The sequence below is a fragment of the Cellvibrio sp. UBA7661 genome, from assembly GCA_002483365.1.
In the GTDB taxonomy this organism is placed as follows: Bacteria; Pseudomonadota; Gammaproteobacteria; order Pseudomonadales; family Cellvibrionaceae; genus Cellvibrio.
In genome coordinates, this window is record DLHT01000015.1 from 20,017 (window position 1) to 37,045 (window position 17,029).

13 protein-coding genes are annotated in these 17,029 nt (G+C 51.7%); 5 read left to right on the forward strand and 8 right to left on the reverse strand.

Going from position 1 to position 17,029, the window contains the following annotated elements; translation table 11 throughout:
• Positions 1–3: 3 nt before the first annotated feature.
• From rlmH to B2739_RS12215, 4 genes are all read right to left on the reverse strand, one after another.
• Positions 4–480, reverse strand: coding sequence for a 23S rRNA (pseudouridine(1915)-N(3))-methyltransferase RlmH (gene rlmH / locus B2739_RS12200; protein ID WP_049631958.1), 477 nt, complete (start codon positions 478–480; stop codon positions 4–6).
• Positions 481–527: 47 nt separating this feature from the next.
• A complete protein-coding gene (gene rsfS / locus B2739_RS12205; RefSeq protein ID WP_331346135.1) occupies positions 528–860 on the reverse strand; it encodes a ribosome silencing factor in 333 nt (110 codons plus the stop codon).
• Between the two features lie 58 nt (positions 861–918).
• The gene (gene nadD / locus B2739_RS12210; protein ID WP_331346136.1) at positions 919–1,566 is read right to left on the reverse strand and encodes a nicotinate-nucleotide adenylyltransferase; all 648 of its coding nucleotides are present in this window, start codon (positions 1,564–1,566) and stop codon (positions 919–921) included.
• Between the two features lie 69 nt (positions 1,567–1,635).
• Positions 1,636–2,889 (reverse strand): glutamate-5-semialdehyde dehydrogenase, encoded by a 1,254-nt coding sequence (locus tag B2739_RS12215; protein ID WP_331346303.1) that lies wholly within the window; start codon positions 2,887–2,889, stop codon positions 1,636–1,638.
• Positions 2,890–3,193: 304 nt separating this feature from the next.
• Between B2739_RS12215 and B2739_RS12220 the strand changes: the two genes are divergently transcribed.
• From B2739_RS12220 to B2739_RS12240, 5 genes are all read left to right on the forward strand, one after another.
• Complete coding sequence (locus B2739_RS12220; protein WP_331346137.1) at positions 3,194–3,763, forward strand: hypothetical protein; 570 nt, start codon at positions 3,194–3,196, stop codon at positions 3,761–3,763.
• Between the two features lie 105 nt (positions 3,764–3,868).
• Positions 3,869–4,261: a hypothetical protein gene (locus B2739_RS12225; RefSeq protein ID WP_331346138.1), complete on the forward strand. Its 393-nt coding sequence runs from the start codon at positions 3,869–3,871 to the stop codon at positions 4,259–4,261.
• A gap of 74 nt (positions 4,262–4,335) precedes the next feature.
• Positions 4,336–5,013 (forward strand): response regulator transcription factor, encoded by a 678-nt coding sequence (locus B2739_RS12230; protein ID WP_049631953.1) that lies wholly within the window; start codon positions 4,336–4,338, stop codon positions 5,011–5,013.
• Positions 5,014–5,036: 23 nt separating this feature from the next.
• Positions 5,037–6,431, forward strand: coding sequence for an ATP-binding protein (locus B2739_RS12235; RefSeq protein WP_331346139.1), 1,395 nt, complete (start codon positions 5,037–5,039; stop codon positions 6,429–6,431).
• A 266-nt stretch (positions 6,432–6,697) separates the two neighbouring features.
• On the forward strand, positions 6,698–7,645 hold the full coding sequence (locus B2739_RS12240; RefSeq protein WP_331346140.1) for a DegV family protein: 948 nt from the start codon (positions 6,698–6,700) through the stop codon (positions 7,643–7,645).
• Positions 7,646–7,885: 240 nt separating this feature from the next.
• Here B2739_RS12240 and B2739_RS12245 read toward each other — a convergent pair whose 3' ends face one another.
• The 4 genes from B2739_RS12245 to B2739_RS12260 all read right to left on the reverse strand — a co-directional run bounded on the left by B2739_RS12245 (position 7,886) and on the right by B2739_RS12260 (position 16,871).
• Positions 7,886–11,041: a family 16 glycosylhydrolase gene (locus B2739_RS12245; protein ID WP_331346141.1), complete on the reverse strand. Its 3,156-nt coding sequence runs from the start codon at positions 11,039–11,041 to the stop codon at positions 7,886–7,888.
• Between the two features lie 241 nt (positions 11,042–11,282).
• Entirely contained in the window at positions 11,283–14,477 is a 3,195-nt protein-coding gene (locus tag B2739_RS12250) for a di-heme oxidoredictase family protein (RefSeq protein ID WP_331346142.1), read from the reverse strand.
• A 480-nt stretch (positions 14,478–14,957) separates the two neighbouring features.
• Complete coding sequence (galE, locus tag B2739_RS12255) at positions 14,958–15,986, reverse strand: UDP-glucose 4-epimerase GalE (protein WP_331346143.1); 1,029 nt, start codon at positions 15,984–15,986, stop codon at positions 14,958–14,960.
• Positions 15,987–16,208: 222 nt separating this feature from the next.
• A complete protein-coding gene (locus tag B2739_RS12260; RefSeq protein WP_331346144.1) occupies positions 16,209–16,871 on the reverse strand; it encodes a TorF family putative porin in 663 nt (220 codons plus the stop codon).
• Positions 16,872–17,029: the final 158 nt, after the last annotated feature.

Consider the following 17,029-nt stretch of genomic DNA (forward strand, 5'->3'; position numbering starts at 1 on the left):
TTTTTATTTATGGTAAGGGTGGTTCTGTAAAATCGTACAGGCTCGATAAAGCTGCTCAATCACCAGGATACGCACCAGTGGATGTGGCAATGTCAGCGGTGAAAGCGACCATTTTACTGTGGCCAATTTTAAACACGCAGGAGCCAAGCCATCGGGGCCGCCAATCAGCAGCGAATAATTATTGCCGCTCATTTTCCAACCCGCGAGATTTTCAGCAAGTAATTCTGTGCTCCAGGGCTTGCCTTTGACATCAAGGGCGATGACTTGTTCATCTTTACCGCCCTTTTCAATCATCGCCAACATGGCTTCGCCTTCTTTTTCCATTGCTTTGGCGATGTCGCTATTTTTACTGCGCTGGGCAAGCGGCAATTCCACCATTTCTACAGTGACATCACGCGGCATACGCTTGGCATACTCCGCGTAACCCGCTTCAACCCAATCGGGCATTTTGGTGCCCACAGCAATAATGCGAATACGCATAACCGTTAATTATCCTGCACAGACGATATTTTATTCTGCACAGAATGTTATCCGCGGTTTGCTGGTTTCATCGACCAGAGTTTTTCCAGCTCATAATAATCGCGCGCTTCCTGTTGCATTACATGCACCACGGTATCGCCATAGTCCACTAACACCCAATCACCGGTTTCAAGACCTTCCACACCCAATGCACGGAAACCGGCCTTCTTGGTTTCTTCTACCAGGTTTTCTGCTAATGAACGCGAGTGGCGACTGGAGGTACCGCTGGCGATAATCAAGGTGTCCATCACATCGGTGAGCTCGTGAACGTCGAGCGTCACAATATTTTTGCCTTTGAGGTTTTCAAGGGCGTCGATGATGGCTTTGTTTAAATCTGACATTCAATTACCTATACAAAAAATAAAAAAAACAATGTTGCTAACAATATGAAATGAATTGTTAGCGATATAAACCTTCTGCGCGAATGTAATTCCATACCGCATCCGGCACTAAAAATTGCGGCGACATTCCTGCACCAATTTGCGCACGGATTTCAGTTGCAGAAATTGGCAGCAACCGTGGTTGCAGGATGGCCACATGTCCTGCAGGCGATGCGTGTATTGCAGCCGGTGCGTCATCAGCCTTAACCGAATATTGCGCAACCCACTCTGCAAAAACACCGCTTACTGGTAATTCCCACCCAGGGCGCGCCACTACGACCACATGTGCGAGCCCGAGCAATTCTTGCCAGCGATGCCAGGTTTCCAAACCGGCAAAACTATCCATGCCCATACACCAACAAATGCTGGTCTCTGCGCCCAATTCAGCACGCAATTCACTCAGGGTGTCGTAGGTATAAGAAGGCATTTCACGCTGTAATTCGCGCGCATCCCAACGCAACTCTGCACAATCAGCAAGCGCCAGTTGCACCATCGCCAAACGCTGTTGTGCACTCACATCCGGCGTTGCACGATGCGGCGGTATAGCGCAGGGCACCAGCGACATTTCATCCAATTGCAGCTGCTGTTTTAGCTCCAGCGCCAAACGCAAATGCCCGAGGTGGATCGGATCAAAAGTCCCTCCAAAAAACCCGATGCACTTACGCATAACAATTCAACCTGATGTCTCTAATCTGATTGCTTTAAGCTGATTATCATGGGCGAAGAGATCACACCTTTATTGGCGGATGTGCCCATCGCCAAACACAACCCATTTTTGCGAGGTCAGACCTTCAAGGCCAACCGGGCCACGCGCATGGATTTTGTCAGTCGAAATACCAATCTCTGCACCCAAGCCGTATTCAAAACCATCGGCAAAACGGGTTGACGCATTCACCATCACCGATGCGGAATCCACTTCGTTAATGAAGCGGCGCGCGCGGGTGTAATCTTCACTGACTATCGCATCGGTGTGCTGTGAGCTGTATTGGTTGATGTGCGCAATCGCCTCATCCAAACCTGCAACGATTTTGATCGACAAAATCGGCGCGAGATATTCGGTCGCCCAATCTTCATCGGTCGCCACATTCGCGCTGATGATGCTGCGGGTTTTTTCATCGCCGCGCAGCTCTACACCTTTTTCGGTGTAAGCTGCCGCAAGACGAGGCAATATCTGCGCCGCAACCTGCTCATGCACCAGCAAGGTTTCCATTGCGTTGCACACACCGTAGCGATGAGTTTTGGCATTCATGGAAATGGTGAACGCTTTATCCAAATCGGCTTTATCGTCGATATACACGTGGCAAATACCATCAAGGTGTTTGATTACCGGTACTTTGGCATCGTTGCTGATGCGCTCGATAAGACCTTTGCCACCGCGCGGCACAATCACGTCCACAAATTGCGGCATGGTGATGAGCTCGCCCACCGCAGCGCGGTCGGTTATCTCAATGACCTGCACCACATCTGCAGGCAAACCGGCAGCTTTCAGGCCTGTTTGCAAGCAATTGGCGATCGCACGGTTGGAATGAATTGCCTCGCTACCGCCACGCAAAATTGCGGCGTTGCCGGATTTCAGGCAGAGACTGGCAGCATCGATGGTCACGTTGGGGCGCGATTCGTAAATAATCCCTACCACCCCCAAAGGCACGCGCATCTTGCCCACCTGGATACCGCTTGGGCGATAGCTCATATCGGTGATAGCACCACAAGGGTCAGCTAACGCAGCAACCTGACGCAAACCTTCGATCATGCCATCAATGGTACCGGGCTTGACTGCAAGGCGGTCGAGCATGGCGGAATCAAGGCCATTGGCTTTACCGGCAGCCAGATCTTTCTGGTTTTCGGCCACCAGCGTAATACGGGATTTATCCAGTTCATCGGCAATGGCCAGCAGCGCTTTGTTTTTCAGCGCAGTCGGCGCAGCGGCAATCACACGGGATGCAACGCGCGCTTTGCGGCCAACATCGGCCATGTATTCTTTGACGTTCAATTCAGACATGAAACAACCTGTGCGGACAATTCGGAAAAATAGCGGCGATTATAACCCGAGTTGCGCCCGGTTTTGGGGCTGACACCGGCTTTATTTCAGCAATTCACGGGCTTCTTGCGGGATTGTTTGAATGGTTTATTGCACGAATCACACCTAACGACTTGCACGTGCTGCGAAACAGGATTTGCGAAACAGGCCGCAATTCTGGTTATTGTCATTTCAGTTTTTGTTCAGATTGAAAGGCATAGTCTGAACTTGCTCCAGATGATCCCGGAGCCTCCCTTACCAACACGAGACAACCATTATGAAAAGCCTGTTATTAATCAGCACCCTGGCCAGCAGCCTGTTGCTGGCTAACAACGCCTTGGCCGATCACAAGCATCATCATAAACATCACAGCAAACATAATGACCGCCACTATGAGCGTCATTATGAAGTGGTTGAATACACAGAATATGCACGAGTGGTATCCAGCCGGCCGATTTACCGCACGGTTGCTGTAGAGGTTCCTGTGGATTCCTGCCGCGTAGAAACTGTCGCTTACAGTGAGCGTCGTGGCGGAGGGGATTCATTCAAGGGGACTGTCGTAGGCGGCTTGATTGGCGCAGCGATTGGTAAAGAAATTGGCCACAGCGGCCATGCTACCGCTGCAGGCGGCCTGATTGGCGCTGCCATTGGTAACGATATGGCTGGCGGCAGCCGTCGGGTAACCCGCTATGAAGACCGCGAAGTCTGCAGCACAGGCTACCGCACTGAATACCAACGCGAACTGGTGGGGTACGATGTCAGTTACCGTTATGATGGCCGCATCTACCATACGGAGACACGCCATCACCCCGGCGACCGTATCGTTCATGTAAGAGACCGCCATTAATTGCTCATCCCTTATTGGCAAAGGTCAAATTGACCTTTGCCCAAACACGGGCGATAGTGAAGGCAAAAGACTGACGATTGAATGCCTTCTTGTTTGGGATTTGCCATGTTGTACTCAAAACACCGTTGTTCTCGCTCTGGCCCTGCTCACGGGATCACTATGTTGGTGACCGCTGTTTGCCTGGTAAGTGTCTTGTTGGTTAGCCAGACAGGCATCGCCGAACCGGATTTAATTGGCAACGACATAGGCATCTCCTCCAGCGCCAGCGGCAACAACCTGTTTGATTCGAATACGGACAACACCCAACCGCCACCGCCGCCAAAATTATCCCCTGCGGAAGCCGCTGATCTGGTGCGCAGGAAGGTCGGTGGACAAGTGATGAGTGTCAGCACCCAACAAAATGATTCCGGTGTGGTCTATGGCGTTAAAGTACTCAACGCTGGCCGCATGCGCGTTATCCATGTTGACGGCCAAAATGGCCAATTACTCAACCCATAAATCGCGAATGAATAAGGGTAAACCTGTTACCTTGTGTCGTCGTTTTTAGGAATAACTCTGTTTAGGAAAGCCCTATGCGTATCCTGATTGTTGAAGATGAAAAACCCCTGCGCGAGCAAATCCTCAGTTTGATGGCGACCGAAAAATACGCCTGTGATGCCGCCGCTGATGGCCGCGAAGGTTTGTTTCTCGGCAGTGAATACGACTACGACCTCGCTATTATCGACCTGGGGCTTCCCTTGTTGGACGGCACCCAGCTCATCCGCGAATTGCGCAGCAAAGAACGCAACTTCCCCATTCTGGTGCTCACCGCCCGTGGCAACTGGCAAGACAAAGTCAGTGGGCTAGAAGCAGGGGCAGATGACTACCTCACCAAACCTTTCCACCCTGAAGAATTGCGCGCGCGCATCCATGCCTTGTTGCGCCGCGCCAGTGGTCATGCATCGCCAGTGTTGCGCTACGGCCCCATTACCATCGACACCAACGCCAAACGCGTACATCGCGATGACACCGAAGTCGATTTGACCAGCTTCGAGTACAACACCCTCACTTACCTCGCATTGCATGCAGGCAAAAACATTTCCAAGAGCGAGTTGACTGAGCATTTGTACGCGCAAGATTACGACCGCGACAGCAATGTGATCGAGGTATTTGTCGGCCGCTTGCGCAAAAAACTCGATCCGGACGGCAGCCTGAACCTCATCAGTACCCAGCGCGGTTTGGGGTATCGCTTTAATCTCGATAAGCAGTAGATGTCCCAAATAATGAGAGCACAGTGAGAGTCGCCCGATTTTCGTCTATTGCATCGCGCCTGCTGTTGGCATCGGCGCTGCTGCTGCCATTGTTTTTGGGACTGACCGGTTTTTTTCTGGATCGTGCATTTGAAAACAGCCTGGAAGTTGCCGAGCGCTCGCGCTTGCGTGGCCATGTGAATTTGCTGATGAGTGTTGCCGAACCGGATAGTAAAAACTCACGCATTGTAGGGCTGCGTTTACCGGTCACATTAAGCGAGGCCGATTTCGAACACCCCAACTCGGGGCTTTACGGTTATGTATTTGATAGCCAGGAAAAAGCCGTCTGGCACTCCAACTCTGCTGCACTGAACAAGCCCCCCAAATACAACAGCATCGCCAAAAGTGATACCCCCGGGAAAATGCTGTTCAGCACCAAAACATTGGATAACCAATTGCACTTTATTGCGCGTTATACCGTTAATTGGGAAGACGCGCGCGGCAACCCCACGCCCTTCCATTTCGTGGTGGTACACAGTGCACAGGAATATCAGGCAGAGCTCAAAGCCTACCGCAATGAACTCTGGCGCTGGCTGGGCGCAGCCGGGATATTTTTATTGATTGCCCAGACGCTGATTTTGCGCTGGGGTTTACGCCCGCTGGGCAAACTCGCGCAAGCACTCAAAGCCATGCAAAGTGGCGACACCAGCAACATTGAAGGCGAACACCCCAAAGAGCTGCAAAAAATCGTCAACAACCTCAATCAGGTATTGGAGCGCGAGCAGGCCTTGCGCTTGCGCTATCGCAACAGCCTGGCCGACCTTGCGCACAGTTTGAAAACTCCGTTGGCAGTGCTGCAAAGTAAGTTGGTAGACGGCGGCGCAAGTGATGGCGAGCTGCAACAAATTGCCAGTGAGCAAGTAGCGCGGATGAATCAGGTCGTGACCTATCAATTGCAGCGCGCCGTATCCAGCCAACAAAAAGGCACCTTCCGCCGCACGCGGATTGAACCCATCGCCCAGCGTTTATTTTCAGCGATGCAAAAAGTCTACGCACAAAAACGCATGGAACAGGAATTGGATCTCGCACCCAATTCCATTGTCGCGGGCGATGAACAGGATGTGATGGAATTGCTGGGTAACCTGCTGGAAAATGCGTTCAAATACGGCAATAAACAAGTGCGTATGCGCTCGCAAGTTACAGGCAATTTCTTACAAATTGATATTGAAGATGACGGCCCCGGTGTTCCGGAAGATCAGACCGAGCGTATTCTTGAACGCGGCCAGCGGCTCGACACCTCTATTCCCGGGCAAGGCATTGGCCTGACAGTGGCAGCGGAAATTGTGCGCAGCTACGAGGGCAATATCAGCATCCACCGCTCGGAATTGGGCGGCGCCTGCTTCAGTGTCACCCTGCCAATCTTACCCAGCAGCGATTAAATCCCAGCCAGCTCCCCTCTGTTTTGTCGATAAAGTCTCCTTTCGTGTAAGCCAAAGCTCACACGCGTACCGGTTATTCCTCACAACAACTTCCGCAACGCCGCACACATTTCAGGGAAATTTGCGACTACTGCTTTTTTACCGCACACCCGATACTGGCACCATCGGCTCAGGTGCTGTACGCAAGAAAACAGCGCGAGCGACAGGAAACAACAGCCTGGGACGGCACTCACAAAAAAATGCTACCAATTTACGGGGTTTTAAAAATGTCATCCAGGACGTGCATTGCTGTCGATTCAACATGCGATCTACCAGCGAAATTTATCCAGCAACACAACATTGAAGTGCTGCCAATTTACATCAAGCACGCCAAAGGCCAGGAACTGGATTATCGCGATCCACAAACCATGCTGAATTTTTACAAAAACCATTCACGCGATGTGTATGGCTTGGCGCAGTCCGATCCACTTTCCGTCAATGACATGACAGACATTCTCAGGGAGCGTTTGCTGCCGAAATATGATCTGGTGCAAGTAGTCACCATCAACAGTAAAAAAAGTGACGTATTCAAGCGTGTATCAGAAGCTGCGCTCGTAAACGAACCCAAATTTCGCGAGATGGAAAAAAGCGAAGGCCGCTCGCCATTTCGTATCCGTTTATATGACTCAATGTCTATGTTCACTGGCCATGCTTTGCTGGTGTACGAATTGGTCAAACGCATTCAGGTTGATAATTTGCCGCTGAATAAATCGATCCGCGAAATCGACAATATGCGCGACCAAGTGTATGGCTATTTAATTCCGAACGATTTGTCGTACATGCGGGAGCGTCGCCATTTGCGCAAAGGTGACAACAATATTTCCTGGATCAATTTTAAATTGGCGAGCGCTTTAAACCTGCGCCCGATTGTGCAATTGCATCGCGGCAATACCGACAAGATCGATACCGGCAGAGGTTTTTTAGGTGCATTGGAAAAGTTGCTGACGCATGTGAAAAAACAAATTCAGCAGGGTTTGACCAGTGAAGTGATCGCGATGAGTTACGGTGGTTTGCTGGAAGAAATCAAAGACGAACCGATTCTGGTAGAGTTCCGTGAATTCTGTAAGCAATACAATGTAAAAACCATGCTGTCGATGATGAGCATGACGGGCGCTATCAACGTAGGCCCAAAATCTTTCGCGCTGTCATTTGCTACTGATAAAGATTTGGTTTGATTTCTTTTTTCTGAAAAATCTTTCCAAGGATGGACTCCGGTATTTCATCGGAGACCGTATGCAGCATGGATGCTGCATTCGAGCCTACATGGACGTATTTACGGCGAGTCTCCGAGGGAATACCGGAGTCCATCCTGCGCACTCAACGACACATAAAATAAAAAACGCCCATCAGTTACCTGATGGGCGTTTTTTGTTTTTCGCTCGACGTTTATTTTAGTTCATCGTTACAACAGACGTTTATTGCGGAAGCCTCCAGCGAACATTTGCCACCTGGAAAGTGACATTTTGCTGGCCAAATACCGGCCACAGCGAGAAAGGTGTATTCACTTTTGTGATGTCAAAGCCAGCCTTAGCTGCAATGCTCGCAATAGGCACAGTGATGGTGTGCCAATTGTTATCCGCCGGTAGAGGAACAGGTATTTCCGCACCTACACAAGGAAAGCCACAATCTGCTTTCACAAGGAAGCCGCTGGTATTACCGGTGTTGCTTACCACTTTAAGATCAAACACCAGATCGCCCGCAGCAAACGCACTCAGATCTTTGGAGCTGCCCTGAATGTAGAAGGTGCCCATTCCGACGGGCGTGAACGCCACTTGAGTTACGGTACCCTTGTCTGGATCATTCACAGTGGCATCAATAGTAATAACCTGACCGTCGGCCTGCCAAACGCCAAAGCCCGGGTTACTCCAATTTGCATCCAACCCGCCTACAAAAATATCCATATCTTCGGTAACCGGCTCAGGCGGTACTACCGGTTTGATATTGCAATCGCCCCACTCTTCACTGTCCTGACAGACGAAGCGGATATTGTTGAGCTGCACATGCGCATTGCCGCCCACAGGCTCGATCACGAAGGGGTTTTTGATGCTCTTGAAATTCACCGGTGATGCATAACCTTCGTTGGTATTAGGCAGCAAGGTATAAAGACGCACAGACACTTCTGCCCATTCATTTTCCGCCGGGATTTCGATCTCGTGGTAGCTGTTGTTTGGATAACCGCTGTCCAGTTTGATGCGTAACTTGGTGTTGGCATCGATATCCAATACCCGCATATCAAACTTGATTTCACCCAGATTCACAGCGCGGCCGTATTCTGAAATAGAACCACCAAAGTCGAGCGCATCCTCCGATCCGGCTTCACCGAAGATGATAAAGGCGTTGCTGATACCCGCGAATGCGAGATCCAACACTTTGGCAGGTTCGCCGCCAGGGCCATCGGCAATATTCGGTTCAGTAACGGTGATGCTTGAACCGGCAGGACACCAACTTTCCCAGGAAGGACAAGCATAGCTACCCAGAGACATTGGCCCTGGTACCTGTGCACCATTGATATCGAATGACAGCGTTTGCAAACCGTCTTTGTACAACCAGCGGGTATCCCAGGTAGCCGGTGGCGGCGTGTCTTTGGCAATCTCGGTTGCTATCACACTGGGGTCAGCAGTCGGTGTTTCACAACCTTTACCGGTCACCGGATCAGCAGAGCATTCGTAGACTTTGACGAAGTCCACTTCCATGGTGACGTTGTCAGAAGGCCCGAAGGTTGGATAAGGAACATAGCTGCCATTACCCAATGCCACGTTCAAAATCATGTGGAAAGGTTGATCGAACGGCTGGGCACCCGTCCCTACCTGATAACCCACTTCCTGCCCGCCCCAGTAATAGATAAACCAGTTACCGCTGTTGCGCGCAAAGAGTACGTTATCCACATACCAGCGAATCTCGCCCTCTTCCCATTCCACCGCGTAGGTATGGAAATCATCCCAAATATTGGTTGGTGGTTCATACGACGCGCCGCTGTACTGGTTCATTGGCCATGAATAACCATAGTGCAAAGTGCCGTGGATTTCGTTCGCCGCACCGGTTGGTTGTGCGCCGGAAACACCCGGTTGGAAGGCTTCCATGATGTCGATCTCGCCACTGTGCGGCCAGCTGCCGTACTTGGTGGTATCAGTAGGCAGCATCCAAATCGCAGGCCAGACACCACCACCGATTGATGGCATTTTCGCCCTGATTTCCATGCGGCCATATTTCCAATCCGCCTTGCCTTTGGTACGCAGACGGGCAGACGAATAGTCTTTACAGACCGAGGTATCCGCAGGGTTATAGCCAGGGTCTTCCTGATTCTTCGCCGGGCCGCACACGTGGCCTTGAATGGCTTTGATGTTCAACAGACCATCTGTCACAAAACTGTTGGCTGGGTTATTAACGTAGCACTGAGCCTCGTTATTACCGCCGCCCCAGCAATTGACTTCGTGTTCCCATTTAGAGGAATCGATACTGGTGCCTTCAAATTCGTCTTCCCACACCAGATTCCACGCCGGTGTACTGGAGCTGGCCGCAGAACTGCTTGCAGGAGTAGAACTGCTGGCAACAGAACTTGACTCGACTGAGCTTGAGCTTGCCGGAACAGAACTTGGGGCAACCGAGCTTGCAGGCTCGGAACTCGGAGCAACTGAACTAGCAGGTACAGAACTGGGCGCGACTGAACTGGCAGGCACAGAGCTGGGTGCAGGCACTACTACAGTAATACTTGATGCAACACTGCTGGCAGCACTGGAGCTGAGCGATGAACTGGAAGATGAGTCCGGCACGGGTGAGTCATCGAGCGATGTCTGCACCGATGAGGTTTGCGCAGAACTGCTGGAACTGGCAGGAACAGGAGGGATCACCCCCAACCCTTTGCCGGATTTTATTTGTTCGAGCAGGTCTTCGTAGCTGTCCAAATCGCCATTGGCTGCAATCGCCTCCTGCAAACGGTCCATGATTTGGTCATGGGCATCGCCAATCACAAAACTGACGGTAAAGGGTGAGAAGGTTTCGCTATCCAAGGTATAGCCAGATTGGGCTAACTGGCGCGCCAACTCGGCTTGGGTAGATTCCAGAGTCGTCCCGACGGACTGCCAATCGCTGCTATCGAACCAAGTTGCTGGCGATTGACCGCTGGCACCGGCAAGGATCAGATCGGTCAACACGGTGATGTTAACGTTGCCCGCGCTAGTGGCATAACTGTGCAACACCACTTCCGGTTGGCCTCCGCGAGCCTGTAATGCACAAGGCAAACTGGCAGTAGCAGGAATAGTGCCTTGATAACCGCCGTTAATGTCAGTGACGACCGGCGCGATAAACCCGCTGCCATCGGCACAACGTGCGACCACAGTGGCATTAGGTATTGCAGCCCCAATGGCTACGCGACCACTCAATACAACCGTTGCAGCAGGCATGCTTGAGCTGGCATCGGTGGATGATTCAGTGACACCTCCCGCGTTGGAGCTGCCGGTTTGGGCGACTTTGCTGGAGCTGTTGTTCTTATTGTCAGAGGAACCACCCCCACAGGCAGTGAGTGCAATACACACCACACTGATGTAGGAGATCAGAGGGAGAGAGAATTTCATTTGAGCCTCGATGATTATTATTAGCGTGACGTTGCCGATTATTTGTACTGTCTGTATTGGCCGTATTGGCCGTACCGGTAACCAGGCGCGGCGATACTTACATCGACTGGCGCGAAAATCGTCCCACCTCAACTCAATAATTAAATAGATACGTGCCACTTTGGCTGGGCACAGCATGGGAAAAACAAAACTCCCGCCAGTTGCCTGACGGGAGTTTCAGCTTATTAACTGTGCTGGATGCTTATAGCGATTCGAGGAACTTGATCAAATCGTTGCGCTGCGCAGCAGATGCAGCGCGGTAGGCAGCCTGACTTGCCGCTGCTTCACCGCCGTGCCACAAGATCGCCTCGTTAATATTGCGTGCGCGGCCGTCGTGTAATAAACGGCTATGACCATTTACCGCCTCGGTCAAACCCAAGCCCCAAAGCGCTGGGGTACGCCACTCACGATTCAGGCTAGCGTTATTGGTGAGGTTATCAGCCAAGCCTGCGCCCATATCGTGCAGCAACAAGTCGGTATAGGGCTTGATGGTTTGGCCACGCAGCTCCGCCAAGGGGTGACCGTAATCGGTGGTCATACTCGGTGTATGGCAGCCGCCGCATCCCAGGTTAGCGAACACTTGCTCTCCACGTGCGACATCGGCGTTATTGACGGTTTCCGGGCGGCGCGCCGGTGCCCCCAGCGCCTGCATATACACAGCCAACAGGTTAACGCGCGCATCGCTCAACTCCACTCCGGCAGGACCCGCATTGCGGCAAGCGGTTTGGTTAGCACCGCAGGCAGGCCCCTGCAGCATGGTGGTACTGACACCAATATCTTCATGCAATGCGTCCGCGGTGAATTGCTCAAGGGTGGCGATAGTCGCTTTCCAACCAAAACGGCCGATGCGCTGCTCACCGGTTTTCAGGTCAGACACCTGGTTCGCGCGACCAGAAATCCCATCGCCATTGCTGTCGTTCGGGTCATGGCGCTGCAACAAAGTCGCCTCAGGTACGGCTTCCAGCAGGCCCAACCCAACGATGGTTTGCGCCATACGGGGCGAGAAGAAGCTCACCGCACCACCGGCTTGATCCAACACCTGTACTGAGTAGTTAGGCGATTGCAATTGATACGGCGTGCCATCGTTGAAGGTGCCGGATACCGTCGCGTAATTCACATTGGTATTGGCCTCTGCCGGTACACCACCATTGCGCGATTGCGGTTGCAACACCTTGCCAAAGTAAGCGTGAGGCAGTGCATTGCCCGTTGCACTGGTTTGGCCAGAGCTGACTTTTACTGCCATGGTGTTAGGCAATTGACCATTTACCGGTGCAGTGCCGCGACCATTATTGACGTGACATGCCACGCAGGAATTGTTGATAGTCAGGCCGGTAGACAAGTTCGCCATTTCGGTAAAGTCAGGGTTACCCGGCTCAAAGTGTTTGCCATCCACAAAACTGGTGTGGAACAAGCGGCGGCCATTAAGGAAGCCGTTGTGGGTTTCCCAACGGGTGTTCAATGCTTCACGGAAGAACGATGTCCACTGGTATTCATGGCGTTCCACAACAAAGGCACTTGCCGCTCCCGGCGTATATTCCAGCACCGAATCGGTATAGGTTTGGCCGTTTTCGGTGTAAGTCACAGTCGCATTATTCGCCGGATTAGTCAGTAAGTAAGACGGCTTTTGGTAACCCTTGGCAATCGCCTGTGGCGAGCGGATCGGCATGTACCCCGGAGCACTGGAATCCACCAACACACCCGAAGTACTGATCACATTTTCCGGTGCTATGCCTTTAAACGCACGTACAGGCGGAGCGGTTGCAGCGCCACCGGATGACAATTTCGCATTCAACTCATCGTTATTCACGATATACAAACCCGGGCTGCCCAGTTTGATGCGGAACGTATCGGTGTAATACACGCGCTGTGCGCTGACCCGCGGATCTGTCTCGGTAAAGCCCAGCCATTGCTGGAATTCAAAATCGTAGAACTCACCGACACGCAAGGTCGTTTGGCCTTCGCGCTCCCCCGGTACAAAACGGGTACCCACACAGCGCCAGCGCTCGCCTTTACCAGTCGCAGGGTCAGCGGTTGCAATACGGGTAAAGCCGCCGTTGTCACCAAAGTAAGAGCGATAGGGGTTGAACAAGCTCTTGCGGCAGCCGATATCGTTAAAGTTGGCGTATTCCGGCTCATAAAAAATCTCTACGCGCGATTCGCCCTTGGACGTGTGATCGTGCACTTCAAACTTGAAGGTGCGGTGCTCGTGATAAAACGCCGGGAAGGTATAGAAGATACTCTCTGCTTCATGGCGTGAACGCGCGCGGCCACTACCAAAAGTGACAATGGTGCCATCCGGCTCAATACGCCAGTTGCGCGATACCTCTGGCGAGAATTGGTTGGGGAACAGGCGGTTATAGGTCAGGTTCGCCGGAATGCTTGCCGCCACACTGCTGGATGAAGGCACGGCAGGTGTCGATGATGCGGTAGGAGCACTGCTGGGCGCTACGCTGCTTGGTGCCGTACTACTTGGTGCACTGCTACTCGGCGCACTGCTCGCAGTGCCACTGGAGCCATAGACTTTCAGTTCAAAAATCGAATAACCCCACTGGTTGCCGGTGCTGCGCGCAGTACCGTAAATGCGCAGGTAGCGATAAGAACCGCTTACCGCAACTGTATCGGTACGGTTGCCAAAGGTGCCGCCCGTGCGGGTAGCCAGTGTTGTCCAGGTCGAATTGTTATTTGAACCCTGTACCTGATAGTTCGCTGCGTTCGCTGCTTCCCAATCAATCACCACCGAGCTCAGGGTTTTGGCCGAGCCGAAATCCAGACTGATCCATGAAGGGTCGGTATTAATAGCCGATTCCCAGCGCGAACCACCGTTATTATCAATCGCCAATGCGGCAGGCTGCACTTGTGTACTGGCAGTAGCCGTCGCGCCTAACGCCAGATTGAGATTGGCGGGCTGACTCGCCGCACTGCTGCTGGCAGGCACCGCACCGTAGACCTTCAACTCCCAGATCGAATAGCCCCAATTATTGCCGGTGCTGCGCTGGGTAGCGTACACACGCACATAGCGATACAAACCAGTCACTGCGACCGTATCGGTGCGGGTGCCAAATGTGCCGCCCGTGCGGGTAGCAAGTGTTGTCCAGCTGGTGCCGTTTGCTGAACCTTGCACTTCATAGTTAGCCGCATTGGCCGCTTCCCAATCGATCACAACCGATGACAGGTTATAGGAAGCACCAAGGTCAACACTGACCCAGGATGGGCTAACACCGTGATTCGATTCCCAACGGGTGCCACCATTACCATCAACCGCATTGGCGGCCGGGGTCATGGCGGTACTGGCAGTTGCCGTTTTGTTCTGGGCAAGGTTGGTCTGGGCCAAAAGGCCGGGGCTGAGCAATAAAGCACAAAACAGGCATAACAGCCTGCCTATCTGGTTGGTTTGCATAGAGTTGTCTCCACTGGGCTCCCTGCCGACAGCGCCCTGCGTGCCTCTTGCGAGATCTTATTGTTATAAATGCGAGAGCTGTCGATCAGAAAATGGCTGGTTGTCTTGTTATTGATTATTCATTCATAAAGACTACATGACGCACTGGCATACTAGTAAGCATCAACAGCGACAGTATCGATTTGAGGGGGACAGTTTTCTTCTCACTTTTGAAAAACCGCCCAAAGCTGGGGCATCTCACTTAAAACGGTAAAAAGTGAGAGGGATTTGTGCATAACGGGTCACAAATGAAAAGACGAGCAACACACAAATGGACAGCACAGCGCCAGATTAAATAACTGGTATATAAAAAAGGAGTCGTCATCCCCGCGCGCGGGGATCCATAGGTTTTAACAACTACAGCTGGACTCCCGCACGCGGGAGTGACGATAAAGAACAAGTAGCTATACCGGAACGGTATTAATGAAATGACGGGAACAATTAATCGCCATAACCATTGGGATTTTGCGACTGCCAGCGCCATGCATCCTGCATCATGCGCTCAAGGCCAAACTTAGCTTCCCATCCCAGTTCCGCTTTGGCCTTCGCCGCGTCAGCGTAGCAACTGGCAATATCACCTGCGCGACGCGGCACTATTTTGTAAGGCACTGTGCGGCCACTTGCTGCCTCGAATGCTTTCACCATCTGCAGTACCGAATAGCCAGTACCTGTGCCCAGATTATAGGCGCGGCACCCAACGCCGGTTTTTTCCAGCGCTTGCAATGCAGCCACATGACCCAGCGCCAAATCCACTACGTGGATGTAATCGCGCACGCCGGTGCCATCGACGGTGTCGTAATCATCGCCAAATACACTCAGCTCTTTCAGTTTTCCAATCGCCACCTGCGCCACATAAGGCAGCAGATTATTGGGGATTCCTGCGGGATCTTCGCCAATCAAGCCGCTTTCATGCGCACCAACCGGATTAAAGTAACGCAACAACGAAAAATTCCATTGGCTGCCCGGGGCCTTGGCGATATCCCTTAAAATCTCTTCTACGATCAGCTTGCTACGGCCATAAGGATTGGTTGCCGAGGTAGCAAAGCTCTCATCAATCGGCACCGAAACCGGATCGCCATACACGGTTGCCGATGAACTAAAGATCAGCTTCCACACCTTGAACTCTTCCATCACCTCCGCCAATGACAAGGTACCCGCCACGTTGTAGCGATAGTATTTCATCGGAATCTGGTTGGATTCACCCACCGCTTTCAAACCGGCAAAGTGCATCACAGCACTGATGTCGTAAGCGCGGAACACCTCGCGCAGCGCGTTCTTATCGTTGATATCCACTTCAAAAAACACGGGCTCAACACCGGTAATGCGGGCGACGCGCTTGAGCGATTCAGCGCTGCTGTTACATAAGTTATCGACCACGACAGGCAAATAACCGCTATTGATCAACTCAACACAGACATGGCTGCCGATAAAACCGGCACCGCCTGTTACAAGAATGGGGGAACGGGACATACAAGATTCCTTATAAAGATGTGAGCCATTGCCAGCGCATTGAACCAGAGTTCGGGCGGCAGTATAAGGGCTGGGGAAGAATCTTTTATTAAATCATATAATTATTACTTTTATAAGATGAGACAGAAAAACGAATACCCAGGCAGAGCAGACCGAGAGAAGCGCAATAAAAAAGGCAAGCCGAAGCTTGCCTTTTGCGAAGTGATTTTAGCGAACTAAAACTTACTCGATTGGCAGAGACAGGCTCACCACGAAAGTAGCGTCATCCGCTTCTTCATCATCACCGTCATCAACCAAAGTACCTACAGTGAAGCTCAACTTGTCGTTGTACTTGTAGGTCAGATCCAAGTGAGAAGAAGTGGTATCACCATCGTCCATGTGTTGGCCGTATTTCACCGCGAATTTTTCAAAAATCAATTCTGCAGTTGCGTATGAGTAGTCTTTGTTATCCAAAGGACTTACTTCTGCAGCTACTGCATCGTAATAGGTCACTTTCAATGGGCCGTAGCCGATCATTGGGATGATTTCTACATAATCGCCCGGCGCAATTTTTTCTTCACCGCCCAACTCTGGGTAGTTGTAAGACACTACGCTCACGCCGTATTTAAAGTCGCCAGCTTCGCCAGCGTAACCTGCATATAGGTCATACTCGGTTCCCAGGGATTCATCGCCCGAAGAGGTCCAGGCACCAGCAAAGAAACCGTTGCCGCTTACGTTGATATCCGCAGTCAATGCCGCGCCGCCGCCCAAATCATATCCTCTCCAATAGTACATATTGGAAACACCCACACTGGCAGCCACCTCAGCATGAACAGCTGGAACAGAGAAACCAGCAAACGCCGACAGAGCTACGGCACCAGCAATCAATTTTTGTTTCATTTTCATGAGTTCTTCCTCTTCAATGGTCTTTACTAGTTAGTTTTGAGGCAGCTATTGATAATTCACACTAGCTTGAGCGCAATATTGCAGATACCAAGCCAGTTTTATTTTTATCTTGTAAATCATTTAGTTACACATTGAATACAAGATTGCATACCCAAAAC

Bases quoted from the DNA above. Each gene is read 5' to 3' on its own strand.
- rlmH (WP_049631958.1), bottom strand. From the start codon at position 480: ATGCGTATTCGCATTATTGCTGTGGGCACCAAAATGCCCGATTGGGTT.
- rsfS (WP_331346135.1), bottom strand. From the start codon at position 860: ATGTCAGATTTAAACAAAGCCATCATCGACGCCCTTGAAAACCTCAAA.
- nadD (WP_331346136.1), bottom strand. From the start codon at position 1,566: ATGCGTAAGTGCATCGGGTTTTTTGGAGGGACTTTTGATCCGATCCAC.
- B2739_RS12220 (WP_331346137.1), top strand. From the start codon at position 3,194: ATGAAAAGCCTGTTATTAATCAGCACCCTGGCCAGCAGCCTGTTGCTG.
- B2739_RS12225 (WP_331346138.1), top strand. From the start codon at position 3,869: ATGTTGTACTCAAAACACCGTTGTTCTCGCTCTGGCCCTGCTCACGGG.
- B2739_RS12230 (WP_049631953.1), top strand. From the start codon at position 4,336: ATGCGTATCCTGATTGTTGAAGATGAAAAACCCCTGCGCGAGCAAATC.
- B2739_RS12240 (WP_331346140.1), top strand. From the start codon at position 6,698: ATGTCATCCAGGACGTGCATTGCTGTCGATTCAACATGCGATCTACCA.
- B2739_RS12245 (WP_331346141.1), bottom strand. From the start codon at position 11,041: ATGAAATTCTCTCTCCCTCTGATCTCCTACATCAGTGTGGTGTGTATT.
- B2739_RS12250 (WP_331346142.1), bottom strand. From the start codon at position 14,477: ATGCAAACCAACCAGATAGGCAGGCTGTTATGCCTGTTTTGTGCTTTA.
- galE (WP_331346143.1), bottom strand. From the start codon at position 15,986: ATGTCCCGTTCCCCCATTCTTGTAACAGGCGGTGCCGGTTTTATCGGC.
- B2739_RS12260 (WP_331346144.1), bottom strand. From the start codon at position 16,871: ATGAAAATGAAACAAAAATTGATTGCTGGTGCCGTAGCTCTGTCGGCG.